Below are 22,045 nucleotides of genomic sequence, written 5' to 3'. Positions count from 1 at the left end.
AATTTCACTATTAGTATATACCATAAATAGGCCAAAGTATTATTTGTTAGAAAATTAAGTTATTTAATATATTTAGGTTGATATAAATCATAATAAATTTTATAATGTAATTACAATATACATTTTTTTATGTTGAATTATTATTACAGGAGTTAATTTAAAAATGAGAGGAAGGGTATGAATATGACAGAGTACTTAAAAAACAGCGATTTAGCAATTTACGATATTATTAAAGAGGAGAATACAAGACAAGAGGATCATATTGAGCTAATTGCTTCTGAAAATTTTGTTAGTAAAGCTGTAATGGAAGCTAATGGTTCTATATTGACTAATAAATATGCAGAAGGCTATCCTGGTAAAAGGTATTATGGCGGTTGTGAGGTAGTTGATAAGGCCGAAAATTTAGCCCGAGATAGAATAAAAGAACTTTTTGGAGCAGAACATGCTAATGTACAGCCCCATTCAGGTTCACAAGCTAATATGGCGGTTTATTTTTCTGTTCTAAAACCAGGGGATACAATACTAGGCATGAATTTGAGCCATGGGGGACACTTGACTCATGGAAGTAAAGTGAACTTTTCCGGCATATTATATAACGTTATTCCTTATGGAGTTAATTTAGAAACCGAGACTATAGATTATGAAGAAGTACGAGCACTAGCTAAAAAACATAATCCTAAAATGATAGTTGTTGGAGCAAGTGCCTACCCAAGAGCTATAGACTTTGCAGCTTTTAGAGAAATTTGTGATGAAGTAGGAGCATTAATGTTTGTAGATATGGCTCATATAGCAGGACTTGTTGCAACAGGTGCTCATAAGTCGCCAGTTCCATATGCTGATTTTGTTACCACAACTACCCATAAAACATTAAGAGGACCTAGAGGTGGAGCGATTCTATGTAAAGAAAAATATGCAAAACAAATAGATAAGTCAATTTTTCCAGGTATGCAAGGTGGACCATTAATGCATACTATAGCAGCTAAAGCTGTTTGCTTTGGAGAAGCCCTTAAGCCAGAATTTAAAATTTACATTGAACAAGTAGTTAAAAATGCAAAAGTCCTAGGACAAGAACTTCTAAAATATGATTTTAAACTAGTGTCTGGTGGTACGGATAACCATTTGTTACTTATAGAATTAACAAATAAAAACATAACAGGTAAAGAAGCTGAAAAACTATTAGACCTTGTAGGTATTACAGTAAACAAAAACACTGTACCAAATGAAACATTAAGCCCATTTGTTACAAGTGGTATAAGAATTGGAACACCGGCTGTAACTACAAGAGGATTTAAAGAAGCAGAAATGAAAATCATAGCTGAGCTTATGAATGAGACTATAGAAAATAGAGAAGGGGATTTGGGAGCAATTAGAGAAAAAGTAATTAAGTTATGTAGTAAATTTCCAATGTATTAGAAATAAAAAAATATTATATTAAGTACATCTGCTTCGGCAGGTGTTTTTTTTAGATAGCAAGTAGAAACTGCAAACATATAGGGGGTGTACATTTATGAAAAACCAAATAAATAATGAATTAATGGAAGTACTAAACATATTCCAACAGGCTTATATACAAAGAGATACAAAGGAAATAGATAATTTCATGGATGCATTATTTGATAAAAATGAAAATGTAATTATTGTTGGCACAGGTGGTCATGAATTATGTATAGGGTATGAGGACGTTAAAGATATATTTATAGGCGACTTTGAGTATTGGGGAGATTTAAGGATTAATGCTGATGACTCTACTATAATACCACTTGGAAACACTGCTCTAATTTATACTACAGGTACAGTTAAATATTCTTTTGATAGTAAAAGTGAGACTTATACACGTTACTTAGGTTCTATTAAAAAGTATTTTGATGGAGTTTCTCTTAATAGTAAAAAATCTAACAATGTGAAATTAACTGAAATTAATTGGACTTTATCTCATTTATTAAGTCAGAGAGATAATCTTGAAAGAAGTTATTTGTGGGATTTACGTGTTTCTTTTGTGCTGATAAAAAAAGAAACAAGATGGATTATAAAGCAAATGCAATTTTCACTACCGGTAGTTGGGCACATGCCAGATATAAGAATAAATAATAGTGGTAATCATGATCTAAATAATTTTAACAATGAAACAAAAAAAATGAAGGAATTTTCTGTTAACAATACCCGGAGGTATAATGATGAAATAGTATTGCTTATAAAAGATTTTAATAAGCAATACTTGGATATGAATATTGATATAAATAAAATAGCAAATAAATATTTTGCTGTAAATAATCCATTAATTGTTAACACAGATAAATACACCTATTGTAATCAAAAGGAAATTATAAAATTAATAGAAAATCATAGAATGTGCTATGATGAAATGACATTAGACTATGAAAACTGTTTGATTAATTCCAATGAAGATGTGGTTTGGGTAGTTTCTCACGGTACCATGAAAAAAGTAATTTCTGAAAGTAGTTCCTTTGTAAATGCTATAAATACAATCGAAAATATATTCACAACAGATTTAAAAGATAAGGATAAGCTTTTTAATATAAGAAGAATAATTGCTGGAACTTTCAAGGAAAATGCTAAAGGTGAAGAATATATTTGGCCATTTAGGTTTGAAGCAGTGATTATTAGAGAAAAAGATAATTGGGTATTTAAATATCTTCAATTCTCACTTCCTTTTGATTGGAGTCTTGAAGGTAAGACAGATTCAGCTTCCATATTAGAAAAGAACATTTGAACGAATACGAGAAGGGACATATTATACATGTATAACATATCCCTTATCCCTTATTGTATTTTATATAAGGCTATATTTTTAAATTTCCATAATAATGGGAAGGATAATTGGTCTACGCTTCGTTTTCTCATATAAATACCGTTCTATGGCTTTTTTCATATTAGATTTTAATACATACCATTCGATAATTTTATTGTCTAAGCACTTAGTAAGTTCTATTCTAACAATCTCATTTACTTCATGTATTAATTCGTCGGATTCCTTTGCATATACAAATCCACGAGTTATTATATCAGGCCCTGCAATAATACTATAAGATTGCCTGTCTAATGTAACAACTACGGTTAGCATACCATCTTCTGCTAAGTGTTTTCTATCTCTAAGTACTACATTTCCAACATCCCCAACGCCAAGACCATCTACAAATACAGCTCCAGTGTGTACCCTACCCGACACTTTAGCTTCCTCTCTTGTGAGTTCTAAAACCTGACCTGTTTCAATAGTAAATATATCTTTATCCTGCATACCTAATTCTTGTGCAAGCTTTGCATGGCGCCTTAAATGTTTGTATTCACCATGAACTGGCATAAAGTATTTAGGGTGAACTAATGCGTGAATTAATTTTAATTCTTCCTGGTAGGCGTGACCAGACACATGTATTTCTTCTAAATCTCCATAAACTACTTCTGCCCCTTTTTTGAATAATTCGTTGATTACTTTAGATATTACTTTCTCATTGCCTGGAATTGGTGATGCAGAAATAATAAATAAGTCATTTGGTTCGATAGTCAATTTTCTATGAGTACCGAAAGCCATTCGAGCAAGGCCTGCCATAGGTTCACCTTGACTTCCAGTAATTATTATTGTAATTTGTTCACTAGAGTAATTACGAATATCATCTACACCTATAATGTAACCTTCTGGTATATTAAGATAGCCAAGGTCTATAGCTAATTGGGAGATGTTCTCCATACTTCTTCCAATAAAAACAATTTTTCGGTTATATTTCACAGAAGCATCTGCAATTTGCTGCATTCTATGAATATTTGAAGCAAAAGTGGCTACAATAACTCTTCCAGACCCATTTGAAATTATTTTAGTTAGAGTCTTTCCTATAGATTTTTCTGATATTGTATGACCTTTTCGTTCCACATTTGTGCTGTCAGCCATAAGAAGAAGTACGCCCTCTTTGCCTAAATTTGATATGCGCTCTAAATCCATGACTAATCCATCAATGGGAGTATAGTCAATTTTAAAATCACCAGTATGGAGTATTACGCCAAGTGGTGAGTGAATTGCAATAGCACAGGAATCAGCTATACTATGAGTAACACGCATAAATTCAATTTTTAAATTTTGAAGTTCTATTATATCACCAGCAATTACATTGTGAAGTTCACAATCAGATAATATATTGTGTTCTTTTAGTTTGTTTTCTACTATTCCTAAGGTTAGCCTAGTACCATAAATAGGTACATTCAATTGTTTTAGAATGTATGGCAATGCGCCTATATGATCTTCATGTCCATGAGTTAAGAAAATACCTTTTACCTTTTGAGCATTATTTTTTAAATAAGTTATATCTGGAATTACTAAATCTACACCGTACATTTCCTCATCAGGAAAGGAAATACCACAGTCTATAACAATGATTTCATCCCCGTATTCAATAGCCGTTATATTTTTACCAATTTCACCAAGGCCTCCTAAAGGGATAACCTTTAAACTTTCCTCATATTTCACTAAATACACCCTTTCATTTATATTATTTATATTAATATCATTTTCTTTATTTTGCCACTATTTAAGAAATTAATACTTTTCTCAAGAATTTTTTAATGCGTTACTTATATGGAATGAGTACTTTAAAGCAAGCATATACATAAGTATGGGAGATAGGCAATGCTGAAGGGAGTACTTTATGATACCAGAAAATTATCTAGAAAAAATTTACTCGGGCTTTCTTGGGATGAATATAGGTATTAGACTTGGTGCTCCAGTAGAACCAGGCATTTGGACCTATGAAAGAATAGTAGAGACTTATGGAAATATAACTGGTTACATAAAAGATTTTATAAATTTTGGGGCGGATGATGATGTTAATGGGCCAGTGTTTTTTTTAAGAGCTCTATATGATGAAGGAATTCATAAGGAACTTGATCCAGAGCATATAGCAAATGCATGGCTTAACTATGCAAGGGACGGGGTTGGGATGTTTTGGTGGGGCGGCTACGGTATTAGTACTGAGCATACAACCTATTTAAATTTGAAAAATGGAATTCCAGCACCTAAATCTGGTTCGAAAGAGCAAAATGGTAAAATATTATCAGAGCAAATAGGTGGGCAAATATTTATTGATACTTGGGGTTTAGTGATTCCAAATGATATAGAAAGAGCTGCAAGGTTTGCAAGAGCAGCTGCCAGCGTATCTCATGATGGGGATGGCTTAAATGGAGCAGCTTTTATAGCTGCATGTATTTCTAAGGCTTATGTAACTTGTGATGTAGAAGAAATAATAGGTGCTGGGCTTTCAGTAATATCAGAAGACTCAACTTATGCAAAAGTTACAAGGGCAGTATTAGATTTCTATGAAAAGGAGCCAGAAGATTTTAGAGCTTGCAGGAAATACCTAGAAGAAAACTGGGGCTATGATAAATACGCGGGAGTATGTCATATCATTCCTAATGCAGGAGTATGTGTACTTTCTCTTCTTTATGGGAAGGGAGATTTCAACCGTACTGTAGAAATAGCTACTATGTGCGGATGGGATACAGATTGTAATGCGGGGAGTGTGGGGACTATTATGGGAGTAGCTGGTGGAATATCAGGAATTGGAACACATTATAAAACGCCTATAAATGATAGTGTAGTGCTGTCAGGAATATCAGGGTATTTAAATATCTTGGATATACCAAGTTATGCAAAGGAATTATGTTTACTTGGTTATAAGCTTGCAGGGGAAGAAGCACCAGAAAATTTAAAGAGTGACTTTGTGGAAGGTGAGATTTATTTTGATTTTGAGCTTAGTGGTTCTACTCATAATATGAGAGTATCAGATCCTTTTTATTGCAGCATAAAAAATACTGCCGACAAAGCATGCAAAGGCAGAGGTTCTCTTGAAGTATTATTTGATAGTATGGAAAGAGGCAAAAATTGTAAGATATTCTATAAACCTTTTTACAGAAGAGTAGATTTTAGCGACGAAAGATATAGTCCTGTATTTTCTCCAACAGCATATTCTGGTCAAACAGTTTCAATGATGGTATATGCAGAAAGATGGAATGGAGAAAGCATTTGTCTGTCGCCATATGTGAGAAATACACACACAAAAGAAGATGTGACTATTATGTGTGTGGTTATTAAAGACGAAGAGTGGATAAATATTAGCTTTACAATTCCAGACCTTGAAGGCGCAGTGGTAGATGAAGTTGGAATAATTCTAGAAGGAAATTCACCATCGAAAAACAAAGACCTTGGAAGACTATTTATTGATGAATTTAAAATATTTGGAAAATCCTCTTATAGTATAGATATAAAAAAACAGAAAAAAGAATTCGGATCAATTACTCCTTTTTCTCATAATCAAGGGGCGTGGAGCATAGAAGAAAATTATATGGAATCAATCACTATAGATCATGCAGAAGCCATGACAGGAAACTATTTTATGAAAGATGTATGTATTAAGGGAATAATCATACCTGAAAATGGAGATAGTCATCTAATTTCTGCTAGAGTTCAAGGAGCACTAAGAGGTTATTATGCTGGTTTTGATAAAAAGGATAGAGTTTCTATTCTTTTAAATAATAAGTCTATTAGTAGAATAGCTTCCACAGAATTTAAATGGGAATACGGAAAAGAGTATGTCTTAGAGCTTAAGGTACAAGGAGTGGAAATAGAGTTATCAATAGATAATGTAAAAATACTAAAGGTAGTTGATGAAACTTTAAGTTATGGTATGGTAGGGTATGCAAAATATTCAATGGGGAGAACCCTATTTGGGAATCTAACTGTTGAGGAGTTATAAAAGGAGCTTAAAATAATGTTGTGTAGAAATGATTTAATAAATAATAGGGCTCTTGCCTATGATAAAGCTTTAGGTGCTTTGGCAGGTTTAGCTATTGGAGATTCTTTTGGGGATGCATCAAGAAAGCAAGATAACCAACTACGATATGGAATAACCACAGATTTTAATAAAGAAGCTTCTTTAAGTACGGATGATACAGAATTTGCACTTCTTACTGCAAAGATATTAATAGAATGTGAAGGAAGCCTATCAAGCGCAGAGGTTGTTAAAGGCTGGATGGAAAATGTAGCATCGCAAAATGAGTTTCCAAGAGGTGGAGCCAGTGAAATACAAGCAGCAAGAAACCTTAATAGAGGTATATTACCTCCTTACTCAGGAGAATATAATCCATATCATAACAGCGATGGAGCAGCTATGAGAATTGCACCTATAGGGATTATATGTGCTGGTGATTCAGAAAGAGCAGTAGTGTTAGCCAATATAGATGCATGCATAAGTCACTTTAGAGAAGGTATATGGGGAGCACAAGCAGTAGCAGTTGCCGTTTCAATTGCCATGGTGGATGGAACTATAGATGAAATAATTGAGGCTTCTTTCAAGGCAATCCCAGAAGATTCATGGCTTTTTTACTCAATGAAAAAGGCAGTAGAAATTGTAGATAATGCCAAAGGTGAATTTATGGATGCTTGGATGCCTTTACATGATGAAATCTGGACTATTTACAAAGCATCAGTTCCCGAAGCAATAGCTGCAGCTTTTGGAGTACTTAAACTTGTAAATAGAGACTTCAAAACGGGTTTGATTGCTGCTGGTAATTTTGGAAGAGATGCAGACACTATTGCAGCTATTGTAGGATCAATACTTGGGGCTAAATATGGATTTTCACAAATTCCAGAAAGCTGGGTTGAAAAAACAAGATATCCTTCTGGAACTTGCCTTTCATTTACGAAGGGGTTAGATATAAAAGAAGTTGCTCAAAAGCTTAGTGATTTGATAATATGAATTAGGGGGACCCGTTTTTAGGTCCCCTTAATTCATATTTTACTTAGAGTTACAAAACATTGCATAGATTGTATTTCATGGTATAATGTTATAAAATATATGTTGTGAGTAAACAAATGAGGGGGTGGAAAATGCATTTTTCTAAAAATATAAAAACTTATTATTGGTATTCGACTTTTGCAGAATTATTAATATTAGGGCCTATACTAGTGTTATTTTTAATTGCAAAGGGTCTATCCTTTACTGAAATTATGGTACTTCAATCTATTTCAGCCATAGGTATGGTTTTATTTGAGGTGCCAACAGGAGTAGTTGCAGATAAAATTGGGAGAAAAGAGAGTATCCTTATAGGAGCACTTCTTTGGGCAATAAGTCTTGTATTTTATATAGTGGGTAAAAGCTTCCCTATGTTTATATTAGCAGAAGTAATTTTTAGTTTAGGTGCAACTTTTAAATCTGGTGCGGACAACGCTCTAATATATGATTCCCTAAAAATAATGGGAAGAGAAAAGGAATTTCAAAACATAGAAGGAAAAGCTAGATCTAATGCACTATATGCAAGTGCGGTAGGCTCAATAATAGCTGGATTTGTATATGAAATGAATACGAATCTCCCATTTATAATTTCAGTGGTATTTATGTTAGTAACCATCATTATAGCGCTGAAATTTAAGGAACCACCAATTGAAGGTAAAATAGGCAAATTTGGCATTAATTATATGCAACAAATAAAAGAAAGTGGTAAGTTTATATTATCTAATGAGAAAATTAAGGCAATAATAATTTTTACTATGATGTTTTTTATTTTTTATAAAACAGCCTTTTTTTACTATCAGCCCTACATGGAAGCAGTAAAAATTCCTGTTAGATATTTCGGAATGATATTCTTTTTATTTAATATAGTTGCTGCTTTTGCTTCAAAACGTAGTCACTGGATTATGGAAAAAACTAAACCTAAAACTTTAACTTTTATGGCTCTTTTAATGATAATATCCTTTATTCTTATGGGCGCTGTAAAGATTTGGTTTGGTTTTTTTGCAATATTATTTCAACAGGTTGCACGGGGAATATATAGGCCAGTTACCACTAAGTATTTAAATAAACACATACCCTCTGACAAAAGGGCAACTATTCTTTCATTTCAAAGTTTAGCCTGTAATATATCAGTAGCCATAGCCTTTCCTATAATGGGAGTATTATTGGATAATCAGAACATATTTACAAGCCATATGGTGCTTGGAGTAGCTATGATTATATTAACAGGGGTTACTATGAAATATATGAACACAAGGCTTGGGCTTAAGAATAAAGTGCAGAAAAGTATTTCATTAAAGTAAATTCTAATGAAATGCTTTTTTGTTTAAATCCTCCACAAAGAAACATTAAACCATGTTAAAATAAGATTAAGTGAATAGAAGTAGGTAATGATTAAAGAAAGTGAGGTTAAAATAAAACATATGACAAATATTAGAAGAACATTGCTAGCATTAACACTAACATTAATAACTCTATTGCTTGTCTGTGATAATAAGGTAGCATTTAATAGTAAACTTCCTGCTGAAGATAAACAAGAAGAATTAAATATCATAGAAAACAAAGAAGATAATTCAGCTGATGTTAAAATATATGAACAAACTAAAGTGCAAACCCTTAAGAAAGTTATTGTAATAGACCCAGGCCATTCTAAAGGTGGCAATAAAGGCATGGAAAGAAATTCACCATACTCAGATGTTTTAAAAGTAAAAGATCCGGGAGGGGCAACTGGAGTTTCAAAAGGGTTAAATGAATATGAGGTTAATATGATGGTTGCCAGAAAACTCAAGGTTTTACTCGAAAAAGATGGTTTTAATGTGATAATGTCAAAGAATAGTAATGAAGAAAATCCAGGCAATGTTGATAGAGCTAATATTGGGAATGATAGTAAAGCTAGCCTTGTTTTAAGGATTCATTGTGATTCTAATAATAGTTCTAGTGCACATGGTGCAAGCATGTTAGTGCCAGAACCTGTGGGATATGCTAGAGATGTATATAAAGTTAGTCAACAATATGGTGACATTATTTTGAATAACTTTGTAAATTCAACTGGAGCTAAAAACCGAGGGATATCAAAACGATCTGATATTACTGGTTTTAATTGGTCCAAGGTACCAGTTGTATTGATTGAGATGGGATTTATGTCTAATACGGAAGAGGATAAATTATTAGCAAGCGATAATTATCAAAATATGATTACTAAAGGACTACTAAATGGTATAAAAGAAATTTTCCATTAATAATTTTTTTGGGTGGGGTATCCATAAATGTTATATAATTTGGCAATTATAATGTAGTATCGAGAAATAGGGTTGTAATTTTTTATAAGTAATTATATAATATAAAAGGAATGTAAATGCAAGTCACTTGCATTTGATGAAAGGGTGAATTAAAAATGAAAAATATAATTACAAAAATTATAACAATTATACTTGCAAGTGTAGTACTTTTTAGTGGATGTACTTCCGAAAAAAACAGCAATGCATCATCTGGTGCTGAAACACGTGATGATGAAATACTTACAATTGCAGCGTCATTCTATCCTATGTATATATTTACATTGAATGTCGTAAAAGATATTCCAAATGTAAAAGTTATTAGTATGACTAAACCAACGGCAGGTTGCCTTCATGACTATTCAATTACCACGAGTGACATGAAAACATTAGATAGTGCGCGGGTATTTGTAACTAATGGTGCAGGTATGGAATCATTTATGGATAAGGTAACTGAGCAAATGCCGAATCTTAAAGTTATTGAATCTAGCAAAGGAATAGAGCTTATTAAAAGTAAAGGCGATGAGGGAGATAATCCACATGTATGGGTAAGTATTTCTAACGCTATAACTCAAGTGAAAACAATTGGAGAGCAGCTAGCTACTTTAGACCCTAATAATGCGGAAAAATATAAAGCAAATACAGACAAATATGTAAAGAAACTTGAGACTCAAAGAGAAAAGATGCACAAATCATTGGATGCTATTGTGAATCGTGACATAGTTACTTTCCATGAGGCATTTCCGTATTTTGCCAAGGAATTTAATTTTAATATAGTAGGAGTTGTTGAACGTGAACCTGGTTCTGCTCCAAGTGCAAAAGAATTAAAAGAAACTATTGAGCAGGTGAAGAAACTAAAAGTAAGAGCCTTGTTTGCAGAACCGCAGTATCCTGCAAAATCAGCTGAAACCATTGCAACGGCGACAGGTATAAAAGTTTACACTTTAGATCCAGTTGTTACAGGTCCTATGGATGCAGATGCTTATATAAATATTATGGACAGTAATTTAAAAGTATTGGAAGAGGCTTTAAAATGATAAATAGTAATAAGATGATGAATAGTAATAAGATGACAAATGGTAATAAAATTCGAAACATAAATTGTAATAAATGCAGTTGTGGTTTATGCTGCACAAAAATACAAGATTTTGGTGTTACTATTGGAAAAACAGTAATATTAAAAGATATTAATCTCCATATTCATTGTGGGGATTTAACAGCTTTAATAGGAGCAAATGGCGCTGGGAAGAGCACGCTCATAAAGGCCTTGCTCGGAGGAATACCACATTCGGGACATATTACTTTTGTGGATGGAAACAAAAAACTTGTACGAAAACTTAAAATGGGGTATGTACCTCAGAAACTTGATTTTGATTATAGTTCACCGGTAAGTGTTTTGGATATTTTTTCTGCTACATTAAGTAGCAGACCTGTTTGGTTTTCTATTTCCAAAAATATAAGACAAAAGGCACTTGAAAGTTTATCACTAGTTGATGGCGAATATCTTATAGACAAGCGGTTAGGGGTATTATCCGGTGGAGAACTACAAAGAGTACTTTTAGCCTTAGCGCTTCAGCCCATACCAGATATATTATTATTAGATGAGCCAGTATCTGGAATTGATCAAAATGGGCTGAAATTATTTTATAAAACTGTATCAAATCTAAGAAAAGATTATGATTTATCTATTATTTTAGTTTCTCATGATCTACCTTTAGTATCAAAATACGCTGATCGTATTGCATTTATCAATAACAAAACCATTGAATGCTGTGGCACCGGAGCTGAAGTATTTAGCAATGAGAAAGTAATTGATGTTTTTGGTGTCGATTGGAATAAAGTATTGGTAAACAAAAATGAAGAGGATGATGATTGATGTCTTTATGGTATAATCTAGTAGACTTTTTACTCCCATTTGAATGGGCTCATTATGTGTTTATGAAAAATGCATTATTAGGTGTTTTATTGGTTACTCCTATGTTTGGGTTACTTGGCACTATGGTTGTAAATAACAAAATGGCTTTCTTTGCAGATGCGCTAGGACATTCAGCTCTCACAGGAATAGCAATTGGGGTGATTTTAGGTATAAGTAATCCAATATGGTCTATGCTGGCATTTTCACTTATGCTTGCAGTAGTAATAATTAAGGTTAAAAATGTAAATACTTCATCAACCGATACTATAATAGGTGTTTTCGCATCTACAGCAGTTGCTCTGGGTGTTGTAATATTATCATTCAGGGGCGGATTTACAAAATATTCTGTTTATCTTATAGGTGATTTATTAAGTATTAATTCAATGGATTTGATAATACTTCCAATTATATTTATAATCGTAACTATTATTTGGACAATTGCATTTAATAAGCTTCTTTTAGTAAGTGTAAATCAATTATTGGCGAGAAGCAGAGGAATTAACGTTGAATTTTACGAATATTTATTTACAATTACTGTTGCAGTTATTGTAACAATATCTATTCAATGGGTAGGTGTTCTAATTATAAGTTCTATGTTAGTTCTACCGGCCGCCGCTGCTAGAAATATCTCTAGCAATATAAGGCAGTATCATATATATTCCATAACAATTGCACTTATTTCAGGAGTATCTGGACTTATTTTATCCTATTTCTTAGGTTCTGCTTCTGGTGCAACCATGGTACTTATATCTTCATTGTTTTTTGGAATTACATTTTTTGCAAAATTAAAATTTTACTCATAAAATAACAAACTATATCCGTGCTAATACTAATCAAAAGTATTGGCAGGGATTCTTTTTAATATGAGGGTAAGTGTATTTAATTGTAAGGATTAGGTAACAGACAGTAACAATACAACTTGCAATAGATGGAAATTTTTAGTAACACTTTAATTTCAAGAGAGTATACTGATAGGGAATAGTTCCATACTTCTAAGTAAATGGGGTATTAGTATGAATAAAAGATACTTATCATCTATTCTCTTTATACTTATGATGGTTTTAATTGGATGTACTTTAGCGAATAAAGATAGTAAACCTGTAAAGTTATCTCTTGTTGAATCTGGATTATGTAAGAACAATGTTATATTGTCTCAAAAACAACCCAATGTTATAACAAACTTTAAAAAAGGAGATAAGGGGAATAAAGTGAAAGAAATACAACAAAAGCTTAATAAATTTGGTTATAAACTAAATGTAGATGGCGATTTTGGACGATTAACACACTATGCAGTTATGGACTTTCAAATGAGAAATAAGATATTGAAAGACGGTGTAGTAGGTAAGTTAACACTTGAAAAACTTGGGATGATGGTAGCGCCAGGGACTATGTATAAAACTCCAGTGAAAAAAGCACTTATACCTAGGGTTACACCATCAAACAATGAGTTAGAAAAACTTATAAACGGTAAAAACATTTCAAGCGCGACTTCTTATTTTATATGGATTGATACATCTCACCAAAGAGTAAACATCTTCAAAGGCTCTAATAAAAAATGGAATCTTATTAAATCTATGATATGTTCTAGTGGAAAGGCAAGTACTCCTACAATTAAAGGTGATTTTACTGTAGGAAGTAAAGGCAGCTACTTTATAGCAGATGGTGGAGCTAGGTGTAAATACTATACACAAATAAGAGGCAGTTATTTATTTCATAGCGTACTATATGATAATAAAGGTAATCATATTGTAGATAACACTCTTGGAGTTCCAGTATCTCATGGGTGTGTAAGGTTATCTTTAGACAATGCTAAGTTTATATATTATAATATTCCTGCTAGAACTGCTATTTGGAGCAACTAAGAATCGTAACTGTAACATATGGAAAACAGAATATTTGATACTGATTAAAATAAACAAGGATACTCTGTGAAAGTACCACAGGTATCCTTGTCTTTTTTATATTTTATTCAGTATATGTATTATTTGACACATGATAAGATGTCATTTATAATTATGACAGGTTGTCATGTGACACGTTGTCATATGAAAAAAGGAGTGATTAATTTGCCAACGGAGACTTTTTCCAATTTATCTGTGAAAAAAAAGAATAAGATAATTGAGGCAATTAAAAATGAGTTTGCTAGAGTGCCTTATGAGAAAGTATCCATTAATAAGATTGTGCAAGATGCTGATATTTCAAGAGGTAGCTTTTACATGTATTTTGAAGATAAAAAGGACACGATGAGCTGTGTTTTATCTACTTATCATGATGAGCTAATGTTTACTATTAAAGAAAGCATTAACCAAAATAAAGGGAATATATTTGCAGTTTTTAATGAAGTTTTAGAATTCACAGCTAAATTTGGAACAGCAAAAGAAAACATTGCCTTTTGCATGAATATTTTTTCTAATCAAACGGCTCAGAATGAAATTTTATTGCAATTTGAAAACCGCAGTAAAAGAAAGGATTATTTTGATTGGTTTAAGCAGTATGTGGACACTAAAAGCTTGAATTTGCAAAGTATAAATGATATATACGATACTATAGATATATTAATAGCCGTTACTCAAAAGGCAACAATGGATATATTCTTGCACATTGAGGAAAAAGACGAGATTATAAAAGAATATAAAAATAAAATAACCATTCTGCAACGTGGAATGCTAAAGGAGAGTTTATAATGCTAACGTTAAAAGACATTAAAAAGAGTTATACCACGGGTGAGTTTACACAAGTAGCCTTAAATGGAATCAATTTAAATTTCAGGAAAAATGAATTTGTAGCAATTCTAGGGGTCAGTGGTTCTGGTAAAACTACTTGCCTTAATGTTATTGGAGGACTTGATCATTATGACGACGGTGATTTAATTATTAATGGAAAATCCACTAAAGAGTTTAAGGATGAGGATTGGGATGCTTACCGTAACAACAGCGTTGGATTCATTTTTCAGAGCTATAACTTAATTACTCATTTGAGCATTATGGATAATGTAGAAATGGGGATGACCCTTAGCGGTGTTCCTTCTGATGTGAAAAGAAAAAAAGCCCGGGAAGTTCTTGAAAGGGTCGGGCTAATAGAACATATTCATAAAAAACCTAATCAGCTTTCGGGCGGCCAAATGCAGCGTGTTGCTATAGCCCGGGCATTAGCAAATGATCCTGATATTATTCTTGCAGATGAACCCACTGGCGCTTTGGATACTGTAACTAGCGTGCAAATTATGGATTTAATTAAGGAGATTGCTAAAGATAAATTGGTTATCATGGTTACTCATAATCCTAAACTAGCACACGCTTATGCCGATAGAATTGTTGAATTTAAAGATGGGGAAGTAGAGTCCGACTCTAATCCATTACCTGATAAAGAGATCAATTCAGAGTACAAACTAAAGAAGACCAAAATGAACTTTGTAACGGCTTTGAAGTTGTCTGGTACTAATATTAAAACCAAAAAAGGAAGAACACTTCTGACAGCGTTTGCATCTAGTATTGGCATAATCGGTATTGCTCTCATTTTATCCCTGTCCAACGGTTTTGACAAACAAATTAATAAATTTGAATCCGGTACTCTTTCTACTTTTCCCATTATGATTTCTCAGACCACTGCAGAGATAGATCCACAAATGTTAAAGGAACAGCGAAATACCATGCTTGGAATATCTACTGATGAGAGTGCCTACCCTAAGGATAAGGTGATATATCCAGTTGAACCTATGACAGAAAAAGTGATGCATAGAAATATATTTACTGATAAATACATTAAGTATATAGAGGATATTGATTCCACGCTGGTATCAGGACTTTCTTATACAAGAATGCTTAATATAAACTTGCTACGATTACACAATGATACAGCAACTAAGGTGAACACTAATCCAATGAGCTTTGTATCCTATCCAAAATCCTTGGATAAGAATAGACTGGGTTACCTAGAACAAAACTACAATGTGTTGGCTGGTTCCTATCCTAAAGCTATGAATGATATTGTTCTGATTGTAAATAACAAAAACGGCGTAGAAGATACTATTTTAGAAACATTTGGACTGAATCAAGAAGCTGATAGCATTGATTTTGATGATATTATTGGAAATGAATTTAGAGCTGTTCTTAATAATGATTTTTACAAAGCAAGCGGTAACTTATATACCATTAATGGAAACCCAACCAACTTTATTTCTATGTATAATAATAAAAGAGCAATCAAACTAAACGTTGTAGGTATTATAAGAGCCAAAGAGGACGTGAAAATTTCTCTTCTTCCAGTAGGCTTTGTATATTCTGATGAATTAGCTGAATATATTTTGAGAGATTCTGTTAATTCTGATATAGTATTAAAACAAAAAAACAGTAAGTTCAACGTGTTAACAGGGCAGCCACTTGATACAGCTATTGATCCAACAAGTCCCACTGGGATGTCTTCAAAAGATACCATTATGTCAGCTTTGGGTGCTACTACTACTCCTTTTATGATTTCCATATATCCCACAGATTTTGAAGCGAAAAATACTATTGTTGCTGGCTTGGATGATTTTAATAAGGGCAAATCTAAAACAGACAAAGTAGTATATACAGATTTAGCTGGTACGGTTACCGAAATGTCTGGAGGCATTATGGATGCCATCACATTGGTGCTCGTTGCATTTGCAGCCATTTCTCTGATTGTATCTCTTATAATGGTGGGTATTATCACCTATATTTCCGTATTGGAAAGAACTAAGGAGATTGGAGTACTGAGAGCATTAGGTGCTCGCAAGAAAGATATTACACGTGTGTTTAATGCTGAGACCTTTATTATAGGAGTGTGTTCCGGTACACTTGGTATTGTAATTGCAAGGCTACTAGTATTTCCTATAAACGTCATTATAAAAAACAGCACGGATTTGAAAAACGTAGCACAACTTAATCCGCTTCATGCCGTAGCATTAATTTTAATTAGTCTTGTGCTTACGGTTATTGGTGGCAGCATCCCTGCAAAGATGGCAGCAAAGAAAGACCCTGTTGAAGCATTAAGGTCCGAATAGTAAACAATAATTCACACTTGCGGGAAATAATAAAAAGATTTATATAATTTAGGGAATCAGAGGCGAAGTTGTCTCTGATTTTTTTTGTTTTTATAATAAAAAGTATAAATGTAGTTTAGAATTAAAGATAAATATCAGGGTATAATAAACATTAAAATAAATTTAGTTAGGAGAGAGTTTTATGCCATATATAGAAGATGCAATTGAAAGAATTAAAGAGCTTGAATGCCCTACAGGAAAAGTAGAAAATAGAATTGCAGGAATACTTGAGGATTATGGAATTGCTTATAGAAGTGAAGTAGAAGTGGAAAAATACGTAGGATCGGAGAAAAATGGAGTAGAGGAATTTTGTGTTAAGATTCCTGGAGATAGGAATCAGTCTATAATAGTTATATCAAATGGTGGAATGGATGATTATGTAACTAAAGTAACAGATGCTTATATAAAATAGATTTTGATAAAATGAATTTTATGGTAAATTTAAACTTGTAAATGTCAAATATAATTTACCAAAGGTATTTGTGTCTTATGTGAGTTAGGGCTATTAAACCATAGGTTAACTTAATGTGACAGTTGATTTTAATTATCTATCACTAAGATAAAAAAACAAAAAGTGGTATAATTATTTGTATATGGTATAATTTCTTATATAGAAAGATGAATTAAGCCATTTATGCCACTTTACAAGTGGGTCACATCTTGATATGTTACAATATGAAAGGTAACATATATATGTAACAAAGATGATTCACAATAAAATATATTGATTTATGACGTAACTATAAAATATTAAATTCAATTTTTAGTTAATTAACAAAATAGGGGGATGTCAAAATGAGTTTATTATCAAGTTTAGTACAACAAGTAATTGTTAAAAATCCCAATGAACCAGAATTTCATCAGGCTGTAAAAGAAATACTAGAATCCTTGGAACCTGTAGCTGAAAAATATCCTGAGTGGGTGGCGGCTGGAATATTTGATATGATAGTAGAACCTGAACGACAAATTATGTTTAGAGTGCCATGGATAGATGACAAGGGAGTTGTAAAGGTAAATAAAGGGTACCGTGTCCAATTTAATGGTGCTATTGGACCTTATAAGGGAGGATTAAGGTTTCACCCTTCAGTTAATCTTGGTATTATTAAATTCCTTGGTTTTGAGCAAACATTAAAAAACTCACTAACAGGGCTACCAATTGGCGGTTCTAAGGGGGGAAGTGATTTTAATCCCAAAGGTAAATCATATAAAGAAGTAATGAGATTTTGTCAAAGCTTTATGACTGAACTTTCAAAGTACATTGGAGCAGATATTGATGTGCCAGCTGGTGATATTGGTGTTGGTGGTAGGGAGATTGGTTTTTTGTTTGGCCAATATACAAGACTTACAAATGAATTTACAGGGGTATTAACAGGAAAAGGATTAACTTATGGCGGAAGTCTTGCGAGAACAGAAGCAACTGGATATGGACTGTGTTATTTTGTTGAAGAAATCCTTAAAGCTACTGGAAATTCTTTTAAAAATAAAATAGCTGTAATTTCTGGTTCAGGAAATGTTGCAATATACGGAGCTGAAAAAGCTATACAGTTAGGAGCAAATGTAGTTGCATTAAGTGATTCTAATGGATATATATATGATGCAACTGGAATTAATTTGGATACAGTTAAGAAAATTAAAGAAGTTAATAGAGAAAGAATAAGCGAATATGTTAAATATCATCCACAAGCAGAATATCATGAAGGTTGTTCTGGAATTTGGACAATAAATTGTGATATTGCACTTCCTTGTGCTACTCAGAATGAAATAGATGAATTATCAGCGAAAACTCTTGTTGCAAATGGATGTATTGTAGTTGGAGAAGGTGCAAATATGCCTTCAACTCCTGAAGCAATAGAGGTATTCTTAAAGAGCAAAATTATTTTTGGACCTGCTAAAGCAGCAAATGCAGGGGGAGTTGCTACCTCAGCTCTTGAAATGTCACAAAATAGCATGAGATACCCATGGACATTTGAACAAGTAGATGCTGAGTTGAAGACTATAATGGTAGATATTTACGAAAAGGTAAGTAATGCAGCAAAAGAATATGGATTTGAAGGTAATTTGGTTGCTGGAGCCAATATTGCTGGATTCATTAAAGTAGCAGATGCTATGTATTCAGAAGGAATAGCTCAGTAAATTTTAATAGCTTTGTTAATATTGCAGCATCACAGATGATGATTTACAATTGCTCAACCTTTGAAAGGGTTGGGCTTTTTAGTTTTATTTGTTCTTTTTTAAGATATCTATATTTATGAACAAATGAAAAAAACTTTAATTTATTTTGAAATTTAAGGGCGATTTTACGACATTGGATGAAAATATAATTTAACTTAAGGAGGAATAATATTTGAATTAAACAAGAAAACTATACTAGACGTGTAAAACATTACATGGACTAAATTATACGGGGAGGAAACAAATGATAACTAATGGATTTACTTATGTAGCATTTCTTCTATTCTTTGCAGGTATGATTGTACTTGCAGAAAAAAAATCAAAATCAAAAATTTTCAACTATATCCCTGCTATTGTACTATTATATTTTGCAGCAATGCTACTTTCAACTTTTGGCATGTGGCAAAAAACAGATTCAATAACTGTAGTTTACAAAGGGTTAAAGGGTAATTTACTACCTGCAATGATATTTTTAATGCTTTTAAGATGTGATATGAGGAAAATATTAAAATTAGGACCTAAAATGTTAATAGGTTATTTTGTATCAACTATAAGTATAATGTTAGGTTTTGTGGTAACTTATGGTATTTTTAAAAGGTTTTATGAGGCAGATACATGGAAATCCTTTGCAGCACTTGCAGGAAGCTGGATAGGTGGAACTGGAAATATGGTAGCTGTGCAAGGTGCACTGAATATACCTGATTCAAGACTTGGGTATGCCCTACTTATGGATTCTGTTAATTACTCTATATGGGTAATGTTATTGCTATGGTTAGTTTCGTTTGCTCCTAAATTTAACAAATGGACAAAATCAGATACAAGAGTAATTGATGAAATTGGGGAAAAATTAAATGCAGCACAAGAGAATATGAGAAAAGAAATAGAATTTGCAGATTTAATAATATTACTTGGGTTAAGTTTATTTGTTTCTGCAATGGCTCAATATTTTGGTGCTATGCTTCCACAAACAGTATTTTTAACAGGAACTACATGGACGATTCTTATAGCTACCTTAGTTGGAATACTACTCGCTATGACGCCAGTTGCAAAAATACCTGGCTCTACGCAACTTTCCAATATTATGCTTTACTTAATAGTGGCGCTTATAGCGTCTAGAGCAAATTTTGCAGAACTTACACAGGCGCCTATTTATATAGTATCAGGATTCTGTATACTTGGAGTACACTTTATAATTTCTGTGATATCTGCTAAAATATTTAAACTAGACTTATTTACTATTGGAGTTGCAAGTCTAGCAAATATAGGAGGAGTTGCTTCAGCACCAATATTAGCTGCTGCATACAGTGAAGCACTAGTGCCTATAGGGATTTTGATGGCGCTTATGGGGTATATTGTAGGAACAGGAGCAGCACTTGTGGTAGCTAAAATACTTTCTCTTATGTGATATATGTATGACTAAAATAATCATGGTTTATCTCAAAGGGCTATTATAGTTGCTTATAAAGATGGTGTAAAAAAATACAATGAAATATAATTAAGATTTTTTTAAAATTTAGTGCTTTGTTCAAAGTGAATGGGATTATACCTATTTAAAAGTGAATAAAACCAAGTAGTGGCAAACCTTTGGTTATGCTTTTTCTGGGTTTTTATTATAGAAATTAAGGAGGAATTAACATGAAAATAATTGATATAAAAATAGGACGAATATCTGTCCCCCTTAGAACACCATTTAAAACTGCTGTAAGAACTGTTACAAGCGTAGAGGATATTATAGTAGAAGTTCATACTGATACTGGGAATATAGGGTTTGGAGAAGCACCACCTACGGGAGTAATAACAGGTGATACCGCAGGAGCAATAATTGGAGCTATAGAAGATCATATAAAGAAGAGTATGGTAGGACTTAAAATAGAGAATTTTGAAGAAATAATGTTGAAGCTTGAAAGCTGTATTATAAAAAACACTAGTGCTAAAGCGGCAGTGGATATGGCACTATATGATTTATATGGACAGTTATATGGAGCGCCTTTATACAAGTTATTAGGCGGATATAGGAAAGAAATAGTAACAGATATAACTATAAGTGTAAATGATCCTGAAGAAATGGCGAAGGATAGTTTAGATGCTATAAATAGAGGATATAATACTCTTAAAATAAAAGTTGGGAAAGATTCTGTGCGCGATATGGAAAGAATGAAAGCTATAAGGAAAGCTATAGGTTATAATGTTAATCTTAGAATCGATGCAAATCAAGGCTGGAAGCCAAAGGAAGCTGTAAATATATTAAGAAAAATGGAAGATGCAGGGCTACAAATAGAGTTTGTAGAACAACCAGTTTCAGCACATGATATAGATGGATTAAAATTTGTTACGGATAATATATATATACCAGTTTTGGCAGATGAAAGTATATTTTCTCCAATGGATGCACTAAATGTTTTACAGAGGAGAGCAGCAGATTTTGTAAACATAAAACTTATGAAAACAGGCGGAATATATAATGCTCTTAAGATATGCTCTTTAGCAGAAATGTATGGAGTGCAGTGTATGATAGGTTGTATGCTAGAAGCAAAAGTAAGCGTAACTGCAGCTGTGCATTTAGCCTGTGCAAAGAGTATTATAACTAAAATCGATTTAGATGGTCCAGTTCTATGTAAAGAAGATCACATAAATGGAGGAGCAATATTTAATGAATCTAAAATAATACTTACAGATGATCCAGGACTTGGTATAAAATTTATAAAATATTCAAAAGTACCAGTTTCTAGCTTTTACCAAGACTAATATTAAAATAATTGAAGTTGTTTTTTATAAAAGGTTATCTTACAAAGTTGTAAGATAACCTTTTTAATTTTTATATCATAAAAAT

17 protein-coding genes are annotated in these 22,045 nt (G+C 32.6%); 16 read left to right on the top strand and 1 reads right to left on the bottom strand.

The genetic code is table 11. The features are described from left to right. Nucleotides 1-183 precede the first annotated feature (183 nt). Both glyA and ACREWB_RS13965 read left to right on the top strand, forming a co-directional pair. A complete protein-coding gene (gene glyA / locus ACREWB_RS13970; RefSeq protein ID WP_431548364.1) occupies nt 184-1,413 on the top strand; it encodes a serine hydroxymethyltransferase in 1,230 nt (409 codons plus the stop codon). 94 nt (nt 1,414-1,507) lie between these two features. Beyond that, a complete protein-coding gene (locus ACREWB_RS13965; protein WP_431548058.1) occupies nt 1,508-2,731 on the top strand; it encodes a nuclear transport factor 2 family protein in 1,224 nt (407 codons plus the stop codon). 78 nt (nt 2,732-2,809) lie between these two features. Here the strand turns inward: ACREWB_RS13965 and ACREWB_RS13960 are convergent, their stop codons facing one another. Next, nucleotides 2,810-4,474, bottom strand: coding sequence for a ribonuclease J (locus ACREWB_RS13960; RefSeq protein ID WP_431548057.1), 1,665 nt, complete (start codon nt 4,472-4,474; stop codon nt 2,810-2,812). A 178-nt stretch (nt 4,475-4,652) separates the two neighbouring features. Here ACREWB_RS13960 and ACREWB_RS13955 point away from each other — a divergent pair, with 178 nt between their 5' ends. The 14 genes from ACREWB_RS13955 (at nt 4,653) to ACREWB_RS13890 (ending at nt 21,960) form a co-directional block, all read left to right on the top strand. Further along, on the top strand, nt 4,653-6,755 hold the full coding sequence (locus tag ACREWB_RS13955) for an ADP-ribosylglycohydrolase family protein (RefSeq protein ID WP_431548056.1): 2,103 nt from the start codon (nt 4,653-4,655) through the stop codon (nt 6,753-6,755). A gap of 15 nt (nt 6,756-6,770) precedes the next feature. Next, entirely contained in the window at nt 6,771-7,757 is a 987-nt protein-coding gene (locus ACREWB_RS13950; RefSeq protein WP_431548055.1) for an ADP-ribosylglycohydrolase family protein, read from the top strand. Nucleotides 7,758-7,888: 131 nt separating this feature from the next. Then, nucleotides 7,889-9,094 (top strand): MFS transporter, encoded by a 1,206-nt coding sequence (locus ACREWB_RS13945; protein ID WP_431548054.1) that lies wholly within the window; start codon nt 7,889-7,891, stop codon nt 9,092-9,094. A gap of 87 nt (nt 9,095-9,181) precedes the next feature. Then, entirely contained in the window at nt 9,182-10,030 is an 849-nt protein-coding gene (locus tag ACREWB_RS13940; RefSeq protein WP_431548053.1) for an N-acetylmuramoyl-L-alanine amidase, read from the top strand. A gap of 155 nt (nt 10,031-10,185) precedes the next feature. Beyond that, the gene (locus tag ACREWB_RS13935) at nt 10,186-11,103 is read left to right on the top strand and encodes a metal ABC transporter substrate-binding protein (RefSeq protein WP_431548052.1); all 918 of its coding nucleotides are present in this window, start codon (nt 10,186-10,188) and stop codon (nt 11,101-11,103) included. Continuing rightward, nucleotides 11,100-11,942: a metal ABC transporter ATP-binding protein gene (locus ACREWB_RS13930; protein ID WP_431548051.1), complete on the top strand. Its 843-nt coding sequence runs from the start codon at nt 11,100-11,102 to the stop codon at nt 11,940-11,942. Before ACREWB_RS13935 ends, ACREWB_RS13930 begins: the two co-directional genes overlap by 4 nt. After that, on the top strand, nt 11,942-12,784 hold the full coding sequence (locus ACREWB_RS13925) for a metal ABC transporter permease (protein WP_431548050.1): 843 nt from the start codon (nt 11,942-11,944) through the stop codon (nt 12,782-12,784). Before ACREWB_RS13930 ends, ACREWB_RS13925 begins: the two co-directional genes overlap by 1 nt. Before the next feature lie 210 nt (nt 12,785-12,994). Next, entirely contained in the window at nt 12,995-13,843 is an 849-nt protein-coding gene (locus ACREWB_RS13920; protein ID WP_431548049.1) for a L,D-transpeptidase family protein, read from the top strand. Between the two features lie 183 nt (nt 13,844-14,026). After that, nucleotides 14,027-14,665: a TetR/AcrR family transcriptional regulator gene (locus ACREWB_RS13915; protein ID WP_431548048.1), complete on the top strand. Its 639-nt coding sequence runs from the start codon at nt 14,027-14,029 to the stop codon at nt 14,663-14,665. Then, the gene (locus ACREWB_RS13910) at nt 14,665-17,004 is read left to right on the top strand and encodes an ABC transporter ATP-binding protein/permease (RefSeq protein ID WP_431548047.1); all 2,340 of its coding nucleotides are present in this window, start codon (nt 14,665-14,667) and stop codon (nt 17,002-17,004) included. Before ACREWB_RS13915 ends, ACREWB_RS13910 begins: the two co-directional genes overlap by 1 nt. A 181-nt stretch (nt 17,005-17,185) precedes the next feature. Beyond that, a complete protein-coding gene (locus ACREWB_RS13905; protein ID WP_431548046.1) occupies nt 17,186-17,455 on the top strand; it encodes a hypothetical protein in 270 nt (89 codons plus the stop codon). Nucleotides 17,456-17,838: 383 nt separating this feature from the next. After that, complete coding sequence (gdhA, locus tag ACREWB_RS13900; protein WP_431548045.1) at nt 17,839-19,176, top strand: NADP-specific glutamate dehydrogenase; 1,338 nt, start codon at nt 17,839-17,841, stop codon at nt 19,174-19,176. A gap of 283 nt (nt 19,177-19,459) precedes the next feature. Beyond that, nucleotides 19,460-20,620 (top strand): DUF819 family protein, encoded by a 1,161-nt coding sequence (locus ACREWB_RS13895; RefSeq protein WP_431548044.1) that lies wholly within the window; start codon nt 19,460-19,462, stop codon nt 20,618-20,620. A 230-nt stretch (nt 20,621-20,850) separates the two neighbouring features. Then, nucleotides 20,851-21,960 carry a dipeptide epimerase gene (locus ACREWB_RS13890; RefSeq protein WP_431548043.1) on the top strand — a complete coding sequence of 370 codons (1,110 nt, stop codon included), beginning with the start codon at nt 20,851-20,853 and terminating at the stop codon, nt 21,958-21,960. Nucleotides 21,961-22,045: the final 85 nt, after the last annotated feature.

Source organism: Clostridium sp. (genome assembly GCF_050717635.1).
Lineage (GTDB): Bacteria > Bacillota > Clostridia > Clostridiales > Clostridiaceae > Clostridium_AD.
Note: the sequence above shows the minus strand (reverse complement) of the source record. Positions and strands in the feature narration are given on the sequence as shown.